This window comes from Ancylobacter sp. (assembly GCF_965229075.1).
GTDB lineage: Bacteria > Pseudomonadota > Alphaproteobacteria > Rhizobiales > Xanthobacteraceae > Ancylobacter.
The window spans coordinates 2,170,711-2,186,182 of record NZ_CBDDIO010000002.1; the positions used below are offsets into that span (position 1 = coordinate 2,170,711).

Annotated in this window: 18 protein-coding genes; 16 read left to right on the top strand and 2 right to left on the bottom strand. The window is 67.2% G+C overall.

Annotation, left to right across the window (positions count from 1 at the left end; translation table 11 throughout):
* The first annotated feature begins 200 nt into the window (after window positions 1-200).
* The 6 genes from ACO07Z_RS16185 (at window position 201) to ACO07Z_RS16210 (ending at window position 4,565) form a co-directional block, all read left to right on the top strand.
* Window positions 201-1,130, top strand: coding sequence for a DMT family transporter (locus ACO07Z_RS16185; RefSeq protein ID WP_421699643.1), 930 nt, complete (start codon window positions 201-203; stop codon window positions 1,128-1,130).
* A gap of 91 nt (window positions 1,131-1,221) precedes the next feature.
* Window positions 1,222-1,773: a crossover junction endodeoxyribonuclease RuvC gene (gene ruvC / locus ACO07Z_RS16190; protein WP_421699644.1), complete on the top strand. Its 552-nt coding sequence runs from the start codon at window positions 1,222-1,224 to the stop codon at window positions 1,771-1,773.
* Complete coding sequence (gene ruvA, locus ACO07Z_RS16195) at window positions 1,770-2,387, top strand: Holliday junction branch migration protein RuvA (protein WP_244450634.1); 618 nt, start codon at window positions 1,770-1,772, stop codon at window positions 2,385-2,387. The genes ruvC and ruvA overlap by 4 nt, the downstream gene beginning before the upstream one ends.
* Window positions 2,384-2,824 carry a hypothetical protein gene (locus tag ACO07Z_RS16200; protein WP_421699645.1) on the top strand — a complete coding sequence of 147 codons (441 nt, stop codon included), beginning with the start codon at window positions 2,384-2,386 and terminating at the stop codon, window positions 2,822-2,824. Before ruvA ends, ACO07Z_RS16200 begins: the two co-directional genes overlap by 4 nt.
* Window positions 2,821-3,858, top strand: coding sequence for a Holliday junction branch migration DNA helicase RuvB (ruvB, locus tag ACO07Z_RS16205; protein ID WP_421699646.1), 1,038 nt, complete (start codon window positions 2,821-2,823; stop codon window positions 3,856-3,858). The genes ACO07Z_RS16200 and ruvB overlap by 4 nt, the downstream gene beginning before the upstream one ends.
* A gap of 74 nt (window positions 3,859-3,932) precedes the next feature.
* On the top strand, window positions 3,933-4,565 hold the full coding sequence (locus ACO07Z_RS16210) for a TetR/AcrR family transcriptional regulator (protein WP_421699647.1): 633 nt from the start codon (window positions 3,933-3,935) through the stop codon (window positions 4,563-4,565).
* A 26-nt stretch (window positions 4,566-4,591) separates the two neighbouring features.
* On the opposite strand, the gene ACO07Z_RS16215 is transcribed toward ACO07Z_RS16210, so the two are convergent.
* Both ACO07Z_RS16215 and ACO07Z_RS16220 read right to left on the bottom strand, forming a co-directional pair.
* Window positions 4,592-4,897: an immunity 53 family protein gene (locus tag ACO07Z_RS16215; protein WP_421699648.1), complete on the bottom strand. Its 306-nt coding sequence runs from the start codon at window positions 4,895-4,897 to the stop codon at window positions 4,592-4,594.
* A 90-nt stretch (window positions 4,898-4,987) separates the two neighbouring features.
* On the bottom strand, window positions 4,988-5,467 hold the full coding sequence (locus ACO07Z_RS16220) for a hypothetical protein (RefSeq protein WP_421699649.1): 480 nt from the start codon (window positions 5,465-5,467) through the stop codon (window positions 4,988-4,990).
* A gap of 141 nt (window positions 5,468-5,608) precedes the next feature.
* Between ACO07Z_RS16220 and ACO07Z_RS16225 the strand changes: the two genes are divergently transcribed.
* The 10 genes from ACO07Z_RS16225 to ftsH all read left to right on the top strand — a co-directional run bounded on the left by ACO07Z_RS16225 (window position 5,609) and on the right by ftsH (window position 15,386).
* Complete coding sequence (locus ACO07Z_RS16225) at window positions 5,609-6,025, top strand: DUF2852 domain-containing protein (RefSeq protein ID WP_421699650.1); 417 nt, start codon at window positions 5,609-5,611, stop codon at window positions 6,023-6,025.
* 83 nt (window positions 6,026-6,108) lie between these two features.
* The gene (ybgC, locus tag ACO07Z_RS16230) at window positions 6,109-6,618 is read left to right on the top strand and encodes a tol-pal system-associated acyl-CoA thioesterase (RefSeq protein WP_421699651.1); all 510 of its coding nucleotides are present in this window, start codon (window positions 6,109-6,111) and stop codon (window positions 6,616-6,618) included.
* Between the two features lie 395 nt (window positions 6,619-7,013).
* Window positions 7,014-7,715, top strand: a complete 702-nt coding sequence (gene tolQ / locus ACO07Z_RS16235; RefSeq protein ID WP_244450837.1) for a protein TolQ — start codon at window positions 7,014-7,016, stop codon at window positions 7,713-7,715.
* 4 nt (window positions 7,716-7,719) lie between these two features.
* On the top strand, window positions 7,720-8,175 hold the full coding sequence (gene tolR / locus ACO07Z_RS16240) for a protein TolR (protein WP_244450641.1): 456 nt from the start codon (window positions 7,720-7,722) through the stop codon (window positions 8,173-8,175).
* A gap of 3 nt (window positions 8,176-8,178) precedes the next feature.
* A complete protein-coding gene (locus ACO07Z_RS16245; protein ID WP_421699652.1) occupies window positions 8,179-9,162 on the top strand; it encodes a cell envelope biogenesis protein TolA in 984 nt (327 codons plus the stop codon).
* 89 nt (window positions 9,163-9,251) lie between these two features.
* The gene (gene tolB / locus ACO07Z_RS16250; protein WP_421700831.1) at window positions 9,252-10,574 is read left to right on the top strand and encodes a Tol-Pal system beta propeller repeat protein TolB; all 1,323 of its coding nucleotides are present in this window, start codon (window positions 9,252-9,254) and stop codon (window positions 10,572-10,574) included.
* A 155-nt stretch (window positions 10,575-10,729) separates the two neighbouring features.
* Complete coding sequence (pal, locus tag ACO07Z_RS16255) at window positions 10,730-11,224, top strand: peptidoglycan-associated lipoprotein Pal (protein ID WP_244450643.1); 495 nt, start codon at window positions 10,730-10,732, stop codon at window positions 11,222-11,224.
* A gap of 179 nt (window positions 11,225-11,403) precedes the next feature.
* Window positions 11,404-12,288, top strand: a complete 885-nt coding sequence (ybgF, locus tag ACO07Z_RS16260; protein ID WP_421699653.1) for a tol-pal system protein YbgF — start codon at window positions 11,404-11,406, stop codon at window positions 12,286-12,288.
* Window positions 12,263-13,315: a tRNA lysidine(34) synthetase TilS gene (tilS, locus tag ACO07Z_RS16265; protein WP_421699654.1), complete on the top strand. Its 1,053-nt coding sequence runs from the start codon at window positions 12,263-12,265 to the stop codon at window positions 13,313-13,315. Before ybgF ends, tilS begins: the two co-directional genes overlap by 26 nt.
* A gap of 148 nt (window positions 13,316-13,463) precedes the next feature.
* Window positions 13,464-15,386, top strand: coding sequence for an ATP-dependent zinc metalloprotease FtsH (gene ftsH, locus ACO07Z_RS16270; RefSeq protein WP_421700832.1), 1,923 nt, complete (start codon window positions 13,464-13,466; stop codon window positions 15,384-15,386).
* The last annotated feature ends 86 nt before the right edge of the window (window positions 15,387-15,472 follow it).

The window sequence follows — 15,472 nt, forward strand, 5'->3', positions numbered from 1 at the left end:
CGCGGGTAGAGCTAGTCTTCTGCCCGAGTCGCGTCAACACGATCGGCGATCGAACGGCCCCATCCATCAGTTTTCGCGAACGTGCCTATTCGCAAAACGCGTTTGCGAAGACGGGTCGCGCGCGCCACATTTCGGCTAACGCTCGTCCCGGCCGCGCCGGGCACCCCTTCTTTGCGCCGCTAGGCGGCGGGATTTTGCTCATGAATACGTCTGTCTCCATGGCCGCGCCGGGCGGCGCGGCGGTGCCGTCGTCTTCCGACCGCTTGATCGGCGCCGGCTGCGCGCTTCTTGCCATCGCCATCTGGGGCGGCTGGATCGTCTCCACCCGCCACGCCGTGCACGGGCATCTGCCCCCTGCGACCATTGGCTGGCTGCGCTTCATCGTGCCGGCGGTGGTGCTCGCCCCCGCCTGGTGGCGCATCGGCCTGTGGCCGAAGCGGGGCCTGCGTCCCTTCCTGCTTTGCTTCCTTGGCGCCGGCGCCTTCTTCTTTCTCGACGTGGCGACGGCGATGCGTTTCGTCCCGGCGGCCGATGTAGGGCCGCTCTTGCCCGGCACCATGCCGCTGATCGTTGCCGCCATCTCGGTGCTGGTGTTCCGCGAGAAGCTGGGCACCGCGCGGGCGATCGGCTTTGCCGCCATCGCGCTCGGCGTGCTCACACTTGGCGGGCGCGGCCTGTTGTATCCGCAGGACGGCGCCTGGCGTGGCCATGCCCTGTTGCTGGCCGGCGCGACGATGTGGGCAGGCTACACGTTGGCCTTCCGCCGTACCGGGCTGAAGGCGACGGAAACAGTGGGGTTGGTCGGGCTGTGGTCGACGGTCATTCTCACGCCTTACGGCCTCCCCGGTGTGGTCGACGCGGTCTCCAGCGGCTATGGCCGCGAAATCCTCATCCAACTGCTCATCCAGGGGCTGCTGTCCGGCGTCGTTGCGCTGGTGGCGTTCGGCATCGCCATCGAGCGTCTGGGCTCCTCCCGCGCCGCCGCCTTTACCGGATTGGTGCCGGCGCTGGCGGCGGTGATCGCGGTGCCGGTGCTGGGCGAATACCCCGACACGGCGGCAATCATCGGTGTGGTGGCTACGGGGGTGGGGGTGACGCTGGCGAGCGGCGCAATTACCAGCGGGCGCTGAGGCCGCGCGCGTTAACAGCGCGTTCACCCTGAGCGACGATGCGCGGCGTCTCCCCTAGGCGTTCGTCCTTTGTTCGGCTACGCCCTAGGACATGGTGCCGTCGCCGATTCGCATTCTCGGGCTCGATCCGGGCCTCCGCCGCACCGGCTGGGGGGTGATCGAGGCTGCCGGCACGCGGCTGAGCTTCGTCGCCTGCGGCACGGTGATGCCGCCGGAAGAGGGGGGGCTCGCCGAGCGGCTGGCCTGTCTCCATACCGAGCTGATGCAGGTTCTGCGCGCCTATGCCCCCGATGAGGCGGCGGTGGAAGAAACCTTCGTCAATGTGAACCCGGCCTCGACGCTCAAGCTCGGCCAGGCGCGCGGCGTGGTGATGCTGACCCCGGCGCTCGCGGGAGTGCCAGTGTCGGAATATGCGGCGCTGCTGGTGAAGAAGACCGTGGTCGGCGCCGGCCGGGCGGAGAAGGCGCAGATTCGGCTGATGATGAAGATCTTGTTGCCGCAGGCGGATTTCACCACCGATGACGCGGCGGATGCGCTTGCGGTGGCGGTGACGCATGCGCAGCATCGGGGCATGGCGGCGATGAAGGCGCAGATGGCGGCAAAGGTGCCGCCGAAGCTCACGGCAAAGGCGGCGGCACGATGATCGGCAAGCTTAAGGGCCTCGTCGACAGCTATGGCGACGACCATGTGATCCTCGACGTACAGGGCGTGGGCTATCTCGTCCACTGCTCCGGGCGCACGCTGCAGGCGCTGCCCAAGGCCGGCGAGGCGGCGGTCCTGTTCATCGAAACCTTCGTGCGCGAGGACATGATCCGGCTCTACGGCTTCGCCACGCCGGCGGAGAAAAGCTGGTTCCTGCTGCTGCAGAATGTGCAGGGTGTCGGCTCCAAGGTGGCGCTCAACGTGCTTTCCACCCTCTCACCCGCCGAACTCGCCAATGCGGTGGCGCTCGGTGACAAGGTGATGGTGGCGCGCGCCAATGGCGTCGGCCCCAAGGTCGCCGCCCGGATCGTCGCCGAATTGAAGGACAAGGCGCCGGGCTTCGCCAGCGTCGATCCGGCAGTGGCGGGCCTCGCGGCACAGATCGAGGAGCGGCAGGCGCCCGGCCCGGTGGCGGATGCCGTTTCGGCGCTGGTCAATCTCGGCTATGCGCAGCTTCAGGCGAGCGCGGCCATCGCCGCCGCCCTGCGCGAGGCCGGCGAGGGCGCCGATGCCGCCAAGCTGATCCGGCTCGGCCTGAAGGAACTGGCGCGATGATGCTGCGCTTCATCACCGCGCGCGAGCCGGGGAAGCGCCAGCCCTGGCCGTGGTCGGCCCGCATTCCGGCGATGATCTTCGCCTATGGCGGGGCGATCCTCGCCGTGCTCACCATCGAGCGGCTGATGCACAGCGCGGCCTCCGCGAACTATGCCGCGATCGCGGTGGTACCGGGCGGCGTGGTGGCAGGGATCTGTGCCTTTGCCCTTTCCTTCCGGTCGCGGCACCCGCTCTTCGTGCTTGCCGCGGTAGTGGTGGTGGCATTGCTACCGCTCGGCGTTATCGCGGTGTCCTATGATTTTGGCGCGTTTCGCGAACTGTTCGAGCAGCGGGCGGTGCGGCTGGCCCCCATTCTCGCGGCGACGGTGGCACTCGTCACCGGCGTGCTGATGGCCGGCGGCGTCTTTCCCGCGCGTGACCGGGGGAGGGCGGAATGAACGCCAAACGTCTCGTCGCCCCCGACAAGCGCGAGGAGGACCTCGCGGAGGCCTCGCTGCGGCCGCAGAACCTCGCGGAGTTCGTCGGGCAGGAGCAGGCGCGGGCCAATCTCGACATCTTCATCAAGGCAGCCAAGGCGCGCGGCGAGGCGCTCGACCATGTGCTGTTCGTCGGCCCGCCGGGGCTGGGCAAGACCACGCTGGCGCAGATCGTGGCGCGCGAACTCGGCGTCGGTTTCCGTTCCACCTCCGGCCCCGTCATCGCCAAGGCCGGCGACCTCGCGGCGCTGCTGACCAATCTCGAAGAACGCGACGTCTTGTTCATCGACGAGATTCACCGGCTCAACCCGGCGGTGGAGGAAATCCTCTATCCCGCCATGGAGGATTACGAGCTCGACCTGATCATCGGCGAGGGTCCGGCGGCGCGGTCGGTGAAGATCTCGCTGTCGAAGTTCACCCTGGTCGGCGCGACCACGCGCTCGGGACTTCTGACCACGCCGCTGCGCGACCGTTTCGGCATCCCGATCCGGCTGAACTTCTACACCGTCGAAGAACTGGAACTGGTGGTGACGCGCGGCGCGCGGGTGATGGGCATCCCCATCGCCCGGGACGGCGCGCGCGAGATCGCCCGCCGCGCGCGCGGCACGCCGCGCATCGCCGGCCGGCTGCTGCGCCGGGTGCGCGACTTCACCCTGGTGGCGGGCAAGGAGATCATCGACCGCGCCGCCGCCGACCACGCGCTGCGGGCGCTGGAGGTGGACGGGCTCGGCCTCGACCAGATGGACCGGCGCTATCTCACCGTGGTGGCGATGAATTATGGCGGCGGGCCGGTGGGGGTGGATACCATCGCGGCTGCGCTGTCCGAGCCGCGCGACGCCATCGAGGAAATCATCGAGCCCTATCTGGTGCAGCAGGGCTTTCTCCAGCGCACCCCGCGCGGGCGGGTGCTGACCGCGCATGCCTTCAAGCATCTCGGCCTTGCCGCACCGGCCAGCGTCAACCAGATGCCGCTGTTCGACGAGGGCGGTGATTAAGGCGCGGGCGCCATTGGCGCGGCCATCGACGCAGCCATCGACGCGGCCCCTGGCGTGATGTAAGTCCCCTTCACATGAGCTGGTCCCGGAACGGCGGAGAATCGCGCGGTTACCATCACGGCAACCTTCGGGAAGCCCTGATGAAGGCGGCGCTTGAGCTGATCGGCGAAAAGGGCACCGCTGGCGCCACTTTCGCCGAGGCGGCGCGCCGCGCCGGCGTTTCTCCGGCCGCGCCCTACCGCCATTTCCGCGACCGCGACGACCTGCTTGCGGCGGTGGCAGCCGACGGTTTCGAGCGCTTCACCAAGGCGCTGGAAGCGGGCTGGAACGAGGGGCGGCCGACCCCGGCGGAGGCCTTTGAACGGCTCGGCCGCGCCTATCTCGCCTTTGCCCGCGAGCATCCGGCGGACTATGTCGCCATGTTCGAATCCGGCCTGCGCAACGAGGCTTATCCGGCGCTCGATCAGGCTGGCCAACGGGCCTTCGGCGTGCTGCGCGAGGCGGCGGACACGCTGGTCGCTTCCATGTCGGCCGGGGATCGACCGCCCGCGCTGATGGTGGCGTTGCACACTTGGGCGCTGGCGCATGGCGTCGCCTCGCTGTTCGGCCGCGCCGACGGCGCCCGCCGCAAGCTGCCCATGGCGCCGGACGATCTCTTGGAAGCCGCTTTCCTCGTCTATCTCAAGGGGCTCGGCGCGGGCAGCTAGGCGCGCGATGGGCCGGCCCGCTGCATTTATCTCGCCAGAGGGCCGTTCGTCGCCCAGCCTCGAAACGTCTCTATAAGCGATTGCAGGTGGAGAGGGCCGCTGAAGCCGTGGAACACGTTGTTCTCAACCGAACAGACCCACCAGTCGGTCTCATGCCCATAGTTGTGCTCGATCTTATCGAGTGTTCGGCCGTCGCAGTCCGTTCCGGCAAGCTCGATCTTTAGCCACCAGCCAGGGTTGTCGATGTTCGTGATAGAGACGCCGTATCCGTGCTCCCAATTCCCATCGCATTGAGCTTTGTACCAACGCGAAAGCCAAGTTAGGGCGTCCATGAGACCAACCTAACGTAAGAGCAGAAGCGGCGAAGCTAAAATCGCTTTGCGGTTGCGGTCAACACGAGACGGCGACACTCGGCGGAGCGCTTAGTCTTCCGCCGTCAGGTTGACCTCGATGGCGGCGCCGGCGCCGCGGCAGAACAGCAGGATATCGTCGGGCTTGTTTTCCGGTGTCAGGATCACCGGGCGCTGCGCGCGTTCAGCCAGCCACAGCATGAACCCGCCGAGCGCCTGCCAGTCCTCCGGCTCGCAGACATCGGCGGGGTCGATGTCGAACTCAATGTCGTCGCTGCGGAAGAAGTGAAGGTTGACCACGACATTGCCGGAATTCCACCGGAGGCTGGGACTTGCGCGCTTCCAGACGGCAAACACATCTTCGATGCGAGCGGGCATAAGGGCCGGCTCGCCATCGGTTTCGAAAATGGCCGGCGGGTCGAGCGTGCGCAGCCCGTCGATCACGGCCTGCCAGCCCTCGGGGCCGGCGTCGAGCACATAGAGGTCGCGCAGTCGGCCATCGGGCTCGAAGAGCGGGGCGACCTCGGTCCAGTCGGGAATCAAAGCGGTCATCGAAGCAGTCCTTTGCTTTTCAATCCCGCGGACCGCGCCCGTTGACAAGCGGGGGGCGGATTTCTATCTATGTAAATGTGATTAACATTAACCCGAGCGGGCATGGTGCCCGCGGCGGGTCTACCCAGGAGCGGTACGCCCATGGAGCTCGCACAGAAGCTCGACAGTTACGGCAAGCCGGCCTGGATCGCGCTCACGGTACTGGGCTTCATGGCCTGGTGGCCTCTGGGTCTTGCGGTCCTGGCCTTCACGATAGGGAGTGGACGGATGTTTTGTAGTGGCAAGCGCGGCTTCGGCCGCTGGCAGGAAGAAGGCGCGGAAGCGGTGCGTAACTTCGGCAGCCGGTTCGGCGGCGGTTTCCCCTCCAGCGGCAACCGCGCCTTCGACGAATACCGCCAGGAGACGCTGCGCCGGCTGGAAGAGGAACAGAAGGACTTCCGGTCCTTCCTCGACCGCCTGCGTCAGGCCAAGGACAAGGCCGAGTTCGACCAGTTCATGGCCGACCGTCGCAACCGCCCGGCCGCGCCTTCCGCGCCGACGGATGATGTCCAGCGCTGATCGGCTCGACCATCTGCGACCGCGCCCTTTATCCGAAGGGCGCGGTTCTTTTTTTGCAGGCACTTCTCGTCTATGAGGGCGGCATGAACGAGCGCGCCGCACCCTTCTCCCCGGAAACCCTCAAGGCCGACCCTTTCCTGCATCTGGCCGGCCGGCTGGTGCCGGGCGGGCATGTGCTTCCCGTGCGGGTCTATTACGAGGACACGGATTTCTCCGGCATCGTCTATCACGCCAACTACCTCAAATTCATGGAGCGCGCCCGTTCCGACCATCTGCGCCTCATCGGCGTGGTGCAGGGCGAATTGTTCGGCGAGGCGCTGGCCGAGGCGCCGGGTTTCGCCTTCGTTGTGCGCTCCATGGAACTGCAGTTCGTCCGCCCCGCGCGTATCGACGACGTGCTGGAAGTCCACACAAGCCCGGTGGAGGTCGCCGGCGCCTCCATTACGCTCGCCCAGAAGGTGAAGCGGGGAGAGGAACTGCTGGTCGAGGGCAAGGTAAAAGTGGCCTTCGTCGCGCAAGGCCGCGCCCGTCGTATCCCCGATGCGTTGCGCGCCGCGATGAAGCTGGCGCTGGAACAGGCCCCGCAGGACTGACGCGCGCCCGGTAGCAAAGCACCTTTTCGCTGCTGCGATGCGGCAACGCTAACGCGGTATTAACCCTAATGCGGTGTTGTACCGCGCGGCTGTAGACGCGCCTCGGCCCTGATCGCCCAAGTTTGGACAGACTCGGTCGGTTGATGGCGGGCGCGTTCCCTTAAAGCAGCCATGCAGGGCATTCGCTGCTGTCGGCAGCGGATGCACAGCGGCGGTGCGACCTTTAACGAGCGGGCAGGATTGGCTTGATGACGCTGAAGAAGCTCTTAATCGCGGTTATGCTGGTTCTTACGGCGCCCGCGTCCCTAGCCATTGCCCAGAACGCGCCCGCTCCGGTCACCGCCGCGCCGACGGCGCAGGTCGACGGTCAGGCCGTCGCCGCCCCTCCCGGTGCGATGAGCGCGCCCGCTGGCGCCGGCATGGGCAGCGCCGACCTGTCGCTGATCGGCCTTTTCCTCCAGGCACACTTCATTGTGAAGCTGGTGATGGCGGGTCTCGTCCTCGCCTCGATCTGGGTCTGGGCGATCATCATCGACAAGACCATCCTCTACGGCCGCATGAAGCGGCAGATGGACCGTTTCGAGACCACCTTCTGGTCCGGCCAGAGCCTGGAAGAGTTGTATCGCTCGCTCTCCTCCCGCCCCAACCACGCCATGGCGGCGATCTTCGTCGCGGCGATGCGGGAGTGGAAGCGCTCCTATGAAGGCGGTGCGCGCTCGCTTTCCGGCCTCACCCAGCGGCTCGACAAGGTGATGAATGTCACCATCGCCCGCGAGGTGGAACGGCTGGAGAGCCGGCTGCTGGTGCTGGCCACCGTCGGCTCGGCCGGCCCGTTCATCGGCCTGTTCGGCACGGTGTGGGGCATCATGACCAGCTTCCAGTCGATCGCCGCATCGAAGAACACCAGCCTCGCCGTGGTGGCGCCGGGCATCGCCGAAGCCCTGTTCGCGACGGCAATCGGCCTCATCGCCGCCATTCCCGCGACGATTTTCTATAACAAGTTCGTTTCGCAGGTGAACCGGCAGGCGGCGCGGCTGGAGGGCTTCGCCGACGAGTTCTCCGCCATCCTGTCGCGCCAGATCGACGAACGGGGCTGATCGAATGGGCATGTCCGCAGGAGGAGCGGGAGGCGGCTGGCACTCGCGGCGTTCGCGCCGGCGCGGGGGCGGTGCCGTCATGTCCGAAATCAACGTCACGCCGATGGTCGACGTGATGCTGGTTCTGCTCATCATCTTCATGGTCGCCGCGCCCATGCTCACCACGGGCGTGCCGCTTGACCTTCCGCAGACCGAAGCCAAGGCGGTGCCGCAGGAAAGCGCGCCGCTGATCGTTAACATCACCAAGGACGGCAAGATCTTCCTGCAGGACACCGAAATCCCGGTCGATGAACTCGTGCCCAAGCTGCAGGCCATCGGCAAGGCCGGCTATGAGGAGCGCATCTTCGTGCGCGCCGACAAGAGCCTCGACTATGGCTCGGTCATGCGCGTGATGGGTCGGCTCTCCGGTGCCGGTTTCAAGCGCGTGGCGCTGGTCTCTGAAGTCGATCAGGGGGGCTGACGCATGAAGGCGGGCTTCCTCTCCTCGACGGTTCTTCACGTCGGCATCATCGGCTTCATGGCGGTCTCCTTCGCGTCACCCTCGCCCTATGAGGTGACGCCGGCCGAATCCATGCCGATCGACATCATCTCCGATTCCGAGATGTCGAAGATGATGGCCGGCAAGAAGGACGCGCCGAAGGAGAACCCGAAGCCCGTCGTCGAGAAGAAGGCCGACACGCCCAAGCAGGCGGAGAACCTTGACGCCAAGGTGTCGGAGAAGCCCGAGGTGAAGGCTGCCAATGAGCCTTCGGCACCTCCGCCTCCGCCACCTCCGCCGCCCCAGGCAAAGCCCGCCGAGCCCAAGCCCCCGGCCGCTCAGGCCGAATCCAAGCCCGCGCCGCCCCCGCCGCAGGATGCGGAGGCGCTCGCCGCCAAGCCGCCGGAGCCGCCCAAGGACCAGCCGAAGCCGCAGGAACAGGCGCAGGCCACCCCGCCGCCGCCCGCGCCGCCGAAGAAGCCGAAGAACATTCCGCCCAAGGTGACGCAGGACCCGGCGCCCGAGCGCGACTTCAACCCGAACCAGATCGCCGCCCTGCTGAACAAGCAGGACCCGCGGCGCATGGCGGCGCTTGGCGACACGATCAACAATACCGCCTCGCTCGGCGCGTCGCAGGGGACGGCGACATCGCTGTCACAGACCGAGATCGACGCGCTGCGCGCCTATATCGCCCGGTTCTGGAAGCTGCCGGCCGGCGCGGTCGATGCCGCGCAGGTGACGGTGGTGTTCAAGATCGTGCTGAGCCCGGACCGCCGGCTGGTGGGGGCGCCGCAGCTGGTCGAGGTGCAGGGCGCCGGCAATGCCTATGCGCCGATCGTGCGGGAAACCGCGCAGCGGGCGCTGTACGAGATCGCCAATCAACAGAACCCGTTCCCGATGCTGCGTGCCGACCGTTACGACACGTGGAAGGAACTGGAGCTGGGGTTCAACCCGGCCATGCTTCATTGATGCCCGTTTTTTTCGAGGTACCCAGAATGTCGCGGCGTTTTTCCCTTGAAGCCAACGGTCTTGTCGGCCGCCGGTCGGTCCTTGTCGGCATGGCGGCGCTCGGCGGTGCCGGGATAGGCGCCGCTGGACTTGGCGGGGCAATGCTGGGTTCGACGCCGGCCAATGCGGCGGTGCGCCTCGACATCACCTCGGGCACGGTGCAGCCACTGCCCATCGCCATTACCGATTTCGTCGGCGGCGGCAGCCCGCAGGACATCGAGGCCGGCAAGGGTGTGTCGCAGATCATCTCCGCCGATCTGCGCCGTTCCGGCCTGTTCGCGCCCATCGACCCCGCCGCCTTCGTCGAGAAGATCACCAATCCGGACGCCTCGCCGCGCTTCCAGGACTGGCGCGTCATCAACGCTCAGGCGCTTGTCACCGGCCGCATCACCCGCCAGCCGGACGGCCGTGTGAAGGCGGAATTCCGCCTGTGGGACGTGTTCGCCGGCCAGCAGCTGATCGGCCAGCAATATTTCACCCAGCCGGAGAACTGGCGCCGCGTCGCCCATATCATCGCTGACGCGATCTATGAGCGGCTGACCGGCGAGAAGGGCTATTTCGACACCCGCATCGTCTTCGTCGATGAAAGCGGGCCGAAGGAGAAGCGTATCAAGCGCCTCGCCATCATGGACCAGGACGGCGCCAACGTGACCTACCTCACGCGCGGCGACGACTTGGTGCTCACGCCCCGCTTCTCGCCGACAAGCCAGGAAATCACCTATATGAGCTATGGCCGCGGCGAGCCGCGCGTCTATCTGCTCAACATCGAAAACGGCCAGCGCGAAGTCGTCGGCAATTTCCCCAATATGAGCTTTTCGCCGCGCTTCGCCCCCGACGGGCAGCGAGTGATCCTGAGCCTGCAGCAGGGCGCGGATTCCAACATCTTCGTGATGGACCTGCGCTCCAAGGCCACCACGCGGCTGACCGACACGGCCGCCATCGACACCGCGCCGTGCTATTCGCCGGACGGCACGCAGATCTGCTTCGAGAGCGACCGTGGCGGCGGCTCGCAGATCTACATCATGAATCCCGATGGCTCGAACCAGCGCCGCATCTCCTTCGGCGACGGGCGTTATTCGACGCCGGTGTGGTCGCCGCGCGGCGATGTGATCGCCTTCACCAAGCAGGCGCAAGGCCGCTTCGCCATCGGCCTGATGCGGCCGGACGGTTCGGGCGAGCGCATTCTGACCGAGGGCTACCACAATGAAGGCCCGACCTTCGCGCCGAACGGCCGGGTGATCATGTTCTTCCGCGACGCGGGGGGCGGAGGCGGGCCGCAGCTCTATACGGTCGACATCACCGGCTATAACGAGCAGCGCGTGCCGACGCCCAGCTATGCGTCCGATCCCGCCTGGTCGCCCTTGCGCTCCTGAGCGGGTTCTGTCAGGGAACGATTAACCATAAGCGGCGGTTTAAGGCATGGCCGCGAAATGGACGCAATTCAGCAAGGTTCTGTAAAGCACGACAGAACATTGATTGACGCCAGCAGCCAGTCGGCAGTTCAGTCGGGAATTCAGGAGTCAGCGGAATGATCCGTATGTTGCGCCATCTGGGCGGCGCGCGCGTCGCCTTCATCGTCGGTTTCGCGATGCTCGCGGCCGCCTGTGCCAAGAACCCGATGGACGGCGCCGGTCAGGCGCTCGGCTCGGCCCCTCCCGGCAGCCCGCAGGAATTCATCGTCTCCGTCGGCGACCGCGTGTTCTTCGAGAGCGACCAGACCAGCCTCACCCCGCAGGCGCAGGCCACGCTGGATAAGCAGGCGCAGTGGCTGAACCACTATGCCAAGTACACCTTCACCATTGAAGGCCATGCCGACGAGCGCGGCACGCGCGAATACAACATCGCCCTCGGCGCTCGCCGCGCCCAGAGCGTGCGCGATTACCTCGTCCAGCGCGGTGTCGCAGCGAACCGCATGCGGACCATCTCCTACGGCAAGGAGCGCCCGGTCGCGGTGTGCAACGACATCTCCTGCTGGTCGCAGAACCGCCGCGCGGTCACGGTGCTGAACGCCGCCGGCAGCTGATCGCCGCCTCCGAACCTGTCTTGACCCGGCTCGCCCTGCGGGCCGGGTTTGGCATTTGAAGGGCTGGTGATCGACCAAGCGGTGCCCCTGGGTCAAACTTTGGACGTGATCCGCCCCGTATGCTCCAATGGAAAGCGCGCGGCCTTCCGCTGCCGCTCCTCCCGTCCCAGTGCATGGCCATGATGACCGTCCGCTCGCTCCGCCCCGCCGCCCTCCTTCTCGTCGCCGCCTTCGCCGCTACGTCGTTTCCCCATGAGGCGGCGCAGGCACAGGCGGACAACAATTTCTTCGGCAATCTCTTCAAGCCGCCGGGGCAGGTGCGCGGCGGCAACCAGCCCGCCGAGACGGTGGAGGAGGCCGATAGCCTCGTCACGCGGATCGACCGGCTGGAGAATCAGCTGCGGCAGATGACCGGGCAGATCGAGCAGCTGCAGTTCCGTAACCAGCAGCTTGAGCAGCAGCTACGGGCGTTGCAAGGCGGCACGGGCGCTCCCGTCGGGGCGGCGCCGGCCACCGACCCGGCCCGTCGCGCCGATGTGTTCGACCCGTCGTCGCAGGCGAGCGCGCCGGGTGCGCCGCGTCCCCTCGGCACGACCGCGCCCTCCGGCCCTTCGGGCGCGCCCATGGACCTCGGCACGCTGTCTGGCGCGGCTGCCGGCGCGGGAACGCCGGCCGCGGGCGGCACCCCGCGCGAGCTGTTCGATGCCGGCTTCGGCGCGCTCCAGCGCCAGGATTATGCGGGGGCGGGCCAGACCTTCGAGCAGTTCGTCCGCCTCTACCCCACGGACCGCGCCACGCCGGACGCCTATTACTGGCTGGGTGAGAGCCAGTATCTGCGCAAGTCCTATAAGGAAGCGGCGCAGAATTTCCTCAAAGTCTCGACCGACTTCCCGAATGCGGTGAAGGCGCCGGACGCGCTGCTGCGGCTCGGGCAGTCGCTCGCCGCGATCGGCGAGAAGGACGCCGCCTGCGCGACGCTGAATGCCGTCGGCAACAAATATCCCCGCGCCTCGGCGACGGTGAAGCAGGGGGTGGAGCGTGAGCAGAAGCGCGCCGGCTGCTGACGCCGCGCCCGCCGATCTCGCGCTCGGCCCGCGTGCGGCCGAACTCGCCACGCTCTTTGCCGCCTTCGGCGTCCACGACCGTGTGCTGCTCGCCGTTTCCGGCGGGCCGGATTCGACCGCGCTGATGCTGCTGGCCAAGCGTTGGCAGGTAGAGTGCCGGCCGTCGACGCAGCTTCACATCGCCACCGTCGATCACGGATTGAGGGCCGAGTCGCGCTCCGAGGCCGGCGCCGTGGCCGCGCTGGCGGCGCAGTTGGGCCTCCCCCACAGCCTGCTCGACCTCGCCGTGCCGCTCCCCGCGACGCGGTTGCAGGAGGCGGCGCGCCATGCGCGCTACGAGGCCCTGACCGCCCACGCCCACGCCATTGGCGCCACCGCCCTCGCCACCGCCCATACGCTGGACGATCAAGCCGAAACCGTCCTGTTCCGGTTGCTGCGCGGGTCCGGTGTCAGCGGGCTCGCCGGCATTCCAGTCCTGCGGCCGCTGGGCGGACTCACTCTGCTGCGCCCGCTGCTTGGCTGGCCGAAGGCGGAACTGGTCGCGCTTTGCCGAGCGGCCGACATCGCGTTCGCCGAGGACCCCTCGAATGTGAACACGCGCTTTGCCCGCGTGCGGCTGCGGGCGCTGCTGCCGTCTCTCGCGGCGGAAGGGGGCGATGCGGCGACGCTCGGGCGTCTTGCCCACCGCATGGCCCGCGCCGATGCGGCGCTGGAAGCCGCGACGGATGCCGCCGCCGCCGCGCTTGGGGCCGTGCCAGGGGAGGAGGGCGCGCTCGCCTTTCCGCGCGTCGGCCTCGCCGCCCTTCCCGAGGAGATCGCCCTTCGCCTTCTCGGCCGGGTGATCGGGGCCGTCGGTACAGGGTCGGTGGAACTCGGCAAGCTGGAGGCGCTGATGGGCTGGATCGCCGGTCTCGGCGACCAGCAGACGGGCGCGCGCACGCTGGCTGGCGCGGTGGTGAGGGTGAGCCGGCACAGGGTTGCCGTGGCGCGGGCGCCGGAGCGTCGGCCGCTCGGTTCCCGGAGGTGACGCCGATTTGCGCGGATGGTCGCAGCTGGCCGCTGCCCAGCATCTTGGCAATCCCCCCTCCGCCACCTAAATTACGGAGCGACAAGGGAGGGCCGCCAGCGCCGGCGGTGCCCGTGCGTCGGTCACATCCGACGCCGAAAGGGACATGATGAACGCCAATATCAGGAATTTCGCCCTCTGGGTGATCATCGTTCTTCTTCTTCTGGCGTTGTTTTCGCTGTTCCAGAATCCGGCGCAGCGTCAGGCGACGAACGATGTCAGCTTCTCGCAGCTGCTCAACGATGTTGATCAGGGGCGCGTGCGCGACGTAGTGATCCAGGGTCCGGAGATCACCGGCACCTTCACCGATGGGCGCACCTTCCAGACCTACGCCCCCAATGATCCCTCGCTGGTGCAGCGTCTCTACGGCAAGGGCGTGTCGATCACCGCCAAGCCGCTGACCGACAATGTGCCGTGGTTCGTCAGCCTGCTGATCTCTTGGCTCCCCTTCATCGCGCTGATCGGCGTCTGGATTTTCCTGTCGCGGCAGATGCAGGGCGGGGCAGGCGGCAAGGCGATGGGCTTCGGCAAGAGCCGCGCCAAGCTGCTGACCGAGGCCCATGGCCGCGTCACCTTCGAGGATGTCGCGGGCATCGACGAAGCCAAGAGCGATCTCACCGAGATCGTCGACTTCCTGCGCGACCCGCAGAAGTTCCAGCGCCTGGGCGGCCGCATTCCGCGCGGCGTGCTGCTGGTCGGCCCTCCGGGCACCGGCAAGACGCTGCTCGCCCGCGCCATCGCCGGCGAAGCCAATGTGCCGTTCTTCACCATTTCCGGCTCGGACTTCGTTGAGATGTTCGTCGGCGTCGGCGCCAGCCGCGTGCGCGACATGTTCGAGCAGGCGAAGAAGAACGCCCCCTGCATCATCTTCATCGACGAAATCGACGCGGTCGGCCGTCATCGCGGCGCCGGCCTCGGCGGCGGCAATGACGAGCGCGAACAGACGCTGAACCAGCTGCTGGTCGAGATGGATGGTTTCGAGGCCAATGAGGGCATCATCCTCATCGCCGCCACCAACCGCCCCGACGTGCTCGATCCGGCTCTGCTGCGTCCCGGCCGCTTCGACCGTCAGGTCGTGGTCCCCAACCCGGACGTGGTCGGCCGCGAGCAGATTCTGAAGGTTCATGCCCGCAAGGTGCCGGTGGCGCCGGATGTGAACCTCAAGGTGATCGCCCGCGGCACGCCCGGCTTTTCCGGTGCGGACCTCGCCAATCTCTGCAACGAAGCCGCCCTCATGGCCGCGCGCCGCAACAAGCGCATGGTGACGATGAGCGATTTCGAAGACGCCAAGGACAAGGTGATGATGGGCGCGGAACGCCGCTCGCTCGTCATGACCGAGGACGAGAAGCTGCTCACCGCCTATCACGAGGGCGGCCATGCCATCGTCGCGCTGAAGGTTCCGGCGACGGATCCGGTGCACAAGGCGACGATCATCCCGCGCGGACGTGCGCTGGGCATGGTCATGCAGCTGCCGGAGCGTGACAAGCTCTCCATGTCCTATGAGCAGATGACGTCGCGCCTCGCCATCATGATGGGCGGCCGTGTCGCCGAGGAGCTGATCTTCGGCCATGACAAGGTGACGTCCGGCGCCGCCTCCGACATCGAGCAGGCTACTCGCCTCGCCCGTATGATGGTGACCCGCTGGGGCTTCTCGGAGAAGCTCGGCCAGGTTGCCTATGGCGAGAACAATGACGAGGTGTTCCTCGGCATGTCGATGCAACGCCAGCAGAACGTCTCGGAAGCGACGGCGCAGACCATCGACAGCGAAGTGCGGCGGCTGGTGGATGAGGGCTATGCCGAGGCCAAGCGCATCCTGACCGAGAGCAAGGACCAGCTGGAGACGCTGGCGCGTGGCCTGCTGGAATATGAGACGCTGTCCGGCGATGAGATCATCGGGCTGCTCGACGGCAATGCGCCGGTGCGCGACACCACTATCGAGCCCGCCAATGCGCGCGGTTCCGTGGTGCCGAGTGCCGGCAAGAACCGTCCGCCGCGCCCGGATGCCGGCATGGAGCCGCAGCCGCAGGCGTGAGCCCCCGGCTAGAGGTTAATTGAGGGGAAGGTCTGCGCAAGCAGACCTTCCTTTTTATTTGTCGGCGACTTCGCGGTGCGGCAGGC

Excerpts from the sequence above, each read along its gene's own strand:
- ACO07Z_RS16185 (WP_421699643.1), top strand. The coding sequence starts at position 201 with ATGAATACGTCTGTCTCCATGGCCGCGCCGGGCGGCGCGGCGGTGCCG.
- ruvC (WP_421699644.1), top strand. The coding sequence starts at position 1,222 with ATGGTGCCGTCGCCGATTCGCATTCTCGGGCTCGATCCGGGCCTCCGC.
- ruvA (WP_244450634.1), top strand. The coding sequence starts at position 1,770 with ATGATCGGCAAGCTTAAGGGCCTCGTCGACAGCTATGGCGACGACCAT.
- ACO07Z_RS16200 (WP_421699645.1), top strand. The coding sequence starts at position 2,384 with ATGATGCTGCGCTTCATCACCGCGCGCGAGCCGGGGAAGCGCCAGCCC.
- ruvB (WP_421699646.1), top strand. The coding sequence starts at position 2,821 with ATGAACGCCAAACGTCTCGTCGCCCCCGACAAGCGCGAGGAGGACCTC.
- ACO07Z_RS16210 (WP_421699647.1), top strand. The coding sequence starts at position 3,933 with ATGAGCTGGTCCCGGAACGGCGGAGAATCGCGCGGTTACCATCACGGC.
- ACO07Z_RS16215 (WP_421699648.1), bottom strand. The coding sequence starts at position 4,897 with ATGGACGCCCTAACTTGGCTTTCGCGTTGGTACAAAGCTCAATGCGAT.
- ACO07Z_RS16220 (WP_421699649.1), bottom strand. The coding sequence starts at position 5,467 with ATGACCGCTTTGATTCCCGACTGGACCGAGGTCGCCCCGCTCTTCGAG.
- ACO07Z_RS16225 (WP_421699650.1), top strand. The coding sequence starts at position 5,609 with ATGGAGCTCGCACAGAAGCTCGACAGTTACGGCAAGCCGGCCTGGATC.
- ybgC (WP_421699651.1), top strand. The coding sequence starts at position 6,109 with ATGAACGAGCGCGCCGCACCCTTCTCCCCGGAAACCCTCAAGGCCGAC.
- tolQ (WP_244450837.1), top strand. The coding sequence starts at position 7,014 with ATGAGCGCGCCCGCTGGCGCCGGCATGGGCAGCGCCGACCTGTCGCTG.
- tolR (WP_244450641.1), top strand. The coding sequence starts at position 7,720 with ATGGGCATGTCCGCAGGAGGAGCGGGAGGCGGCTGGCACTCGCGGCGT.
- ACO07Z_RS16245 (WP_421699652.1), top strand. The coding sequence starts at position 8,179 with ATGAAGGCGGGCTTCCTCTCCTCGACGGTTCTTCACGTCGGCATCATC.
- tolB (WP_421700831.1), top strand. The coding sequence starts at position 9,252 with ATGGCGGCGCTCGGCGGTGCCGGGATAGGCGCCGCTGGACTTGGCGGG.
- pal (WP_244450643.1), top strand. The coding sequence starts at position 10,730 with ATGATCCGTATGTTGCGCCATCTGGGCGGCGCGCGCGTCGCCTTCATC.
- ybgF (WP_421699653.1), top strand. The coding sequence starts at position 11,404 with ATGATGACCGTCCGCTCGCTCCGCCCCGCCGCCCTCCTTCTCGTCGCC.
- ftsH (WP_421700832.1), top strand. The coding sequence starts at position 13,464 with ATGAACGCCAATATCAGGAATTTCGCCCTCTGGGTGATCATCGTTCTT.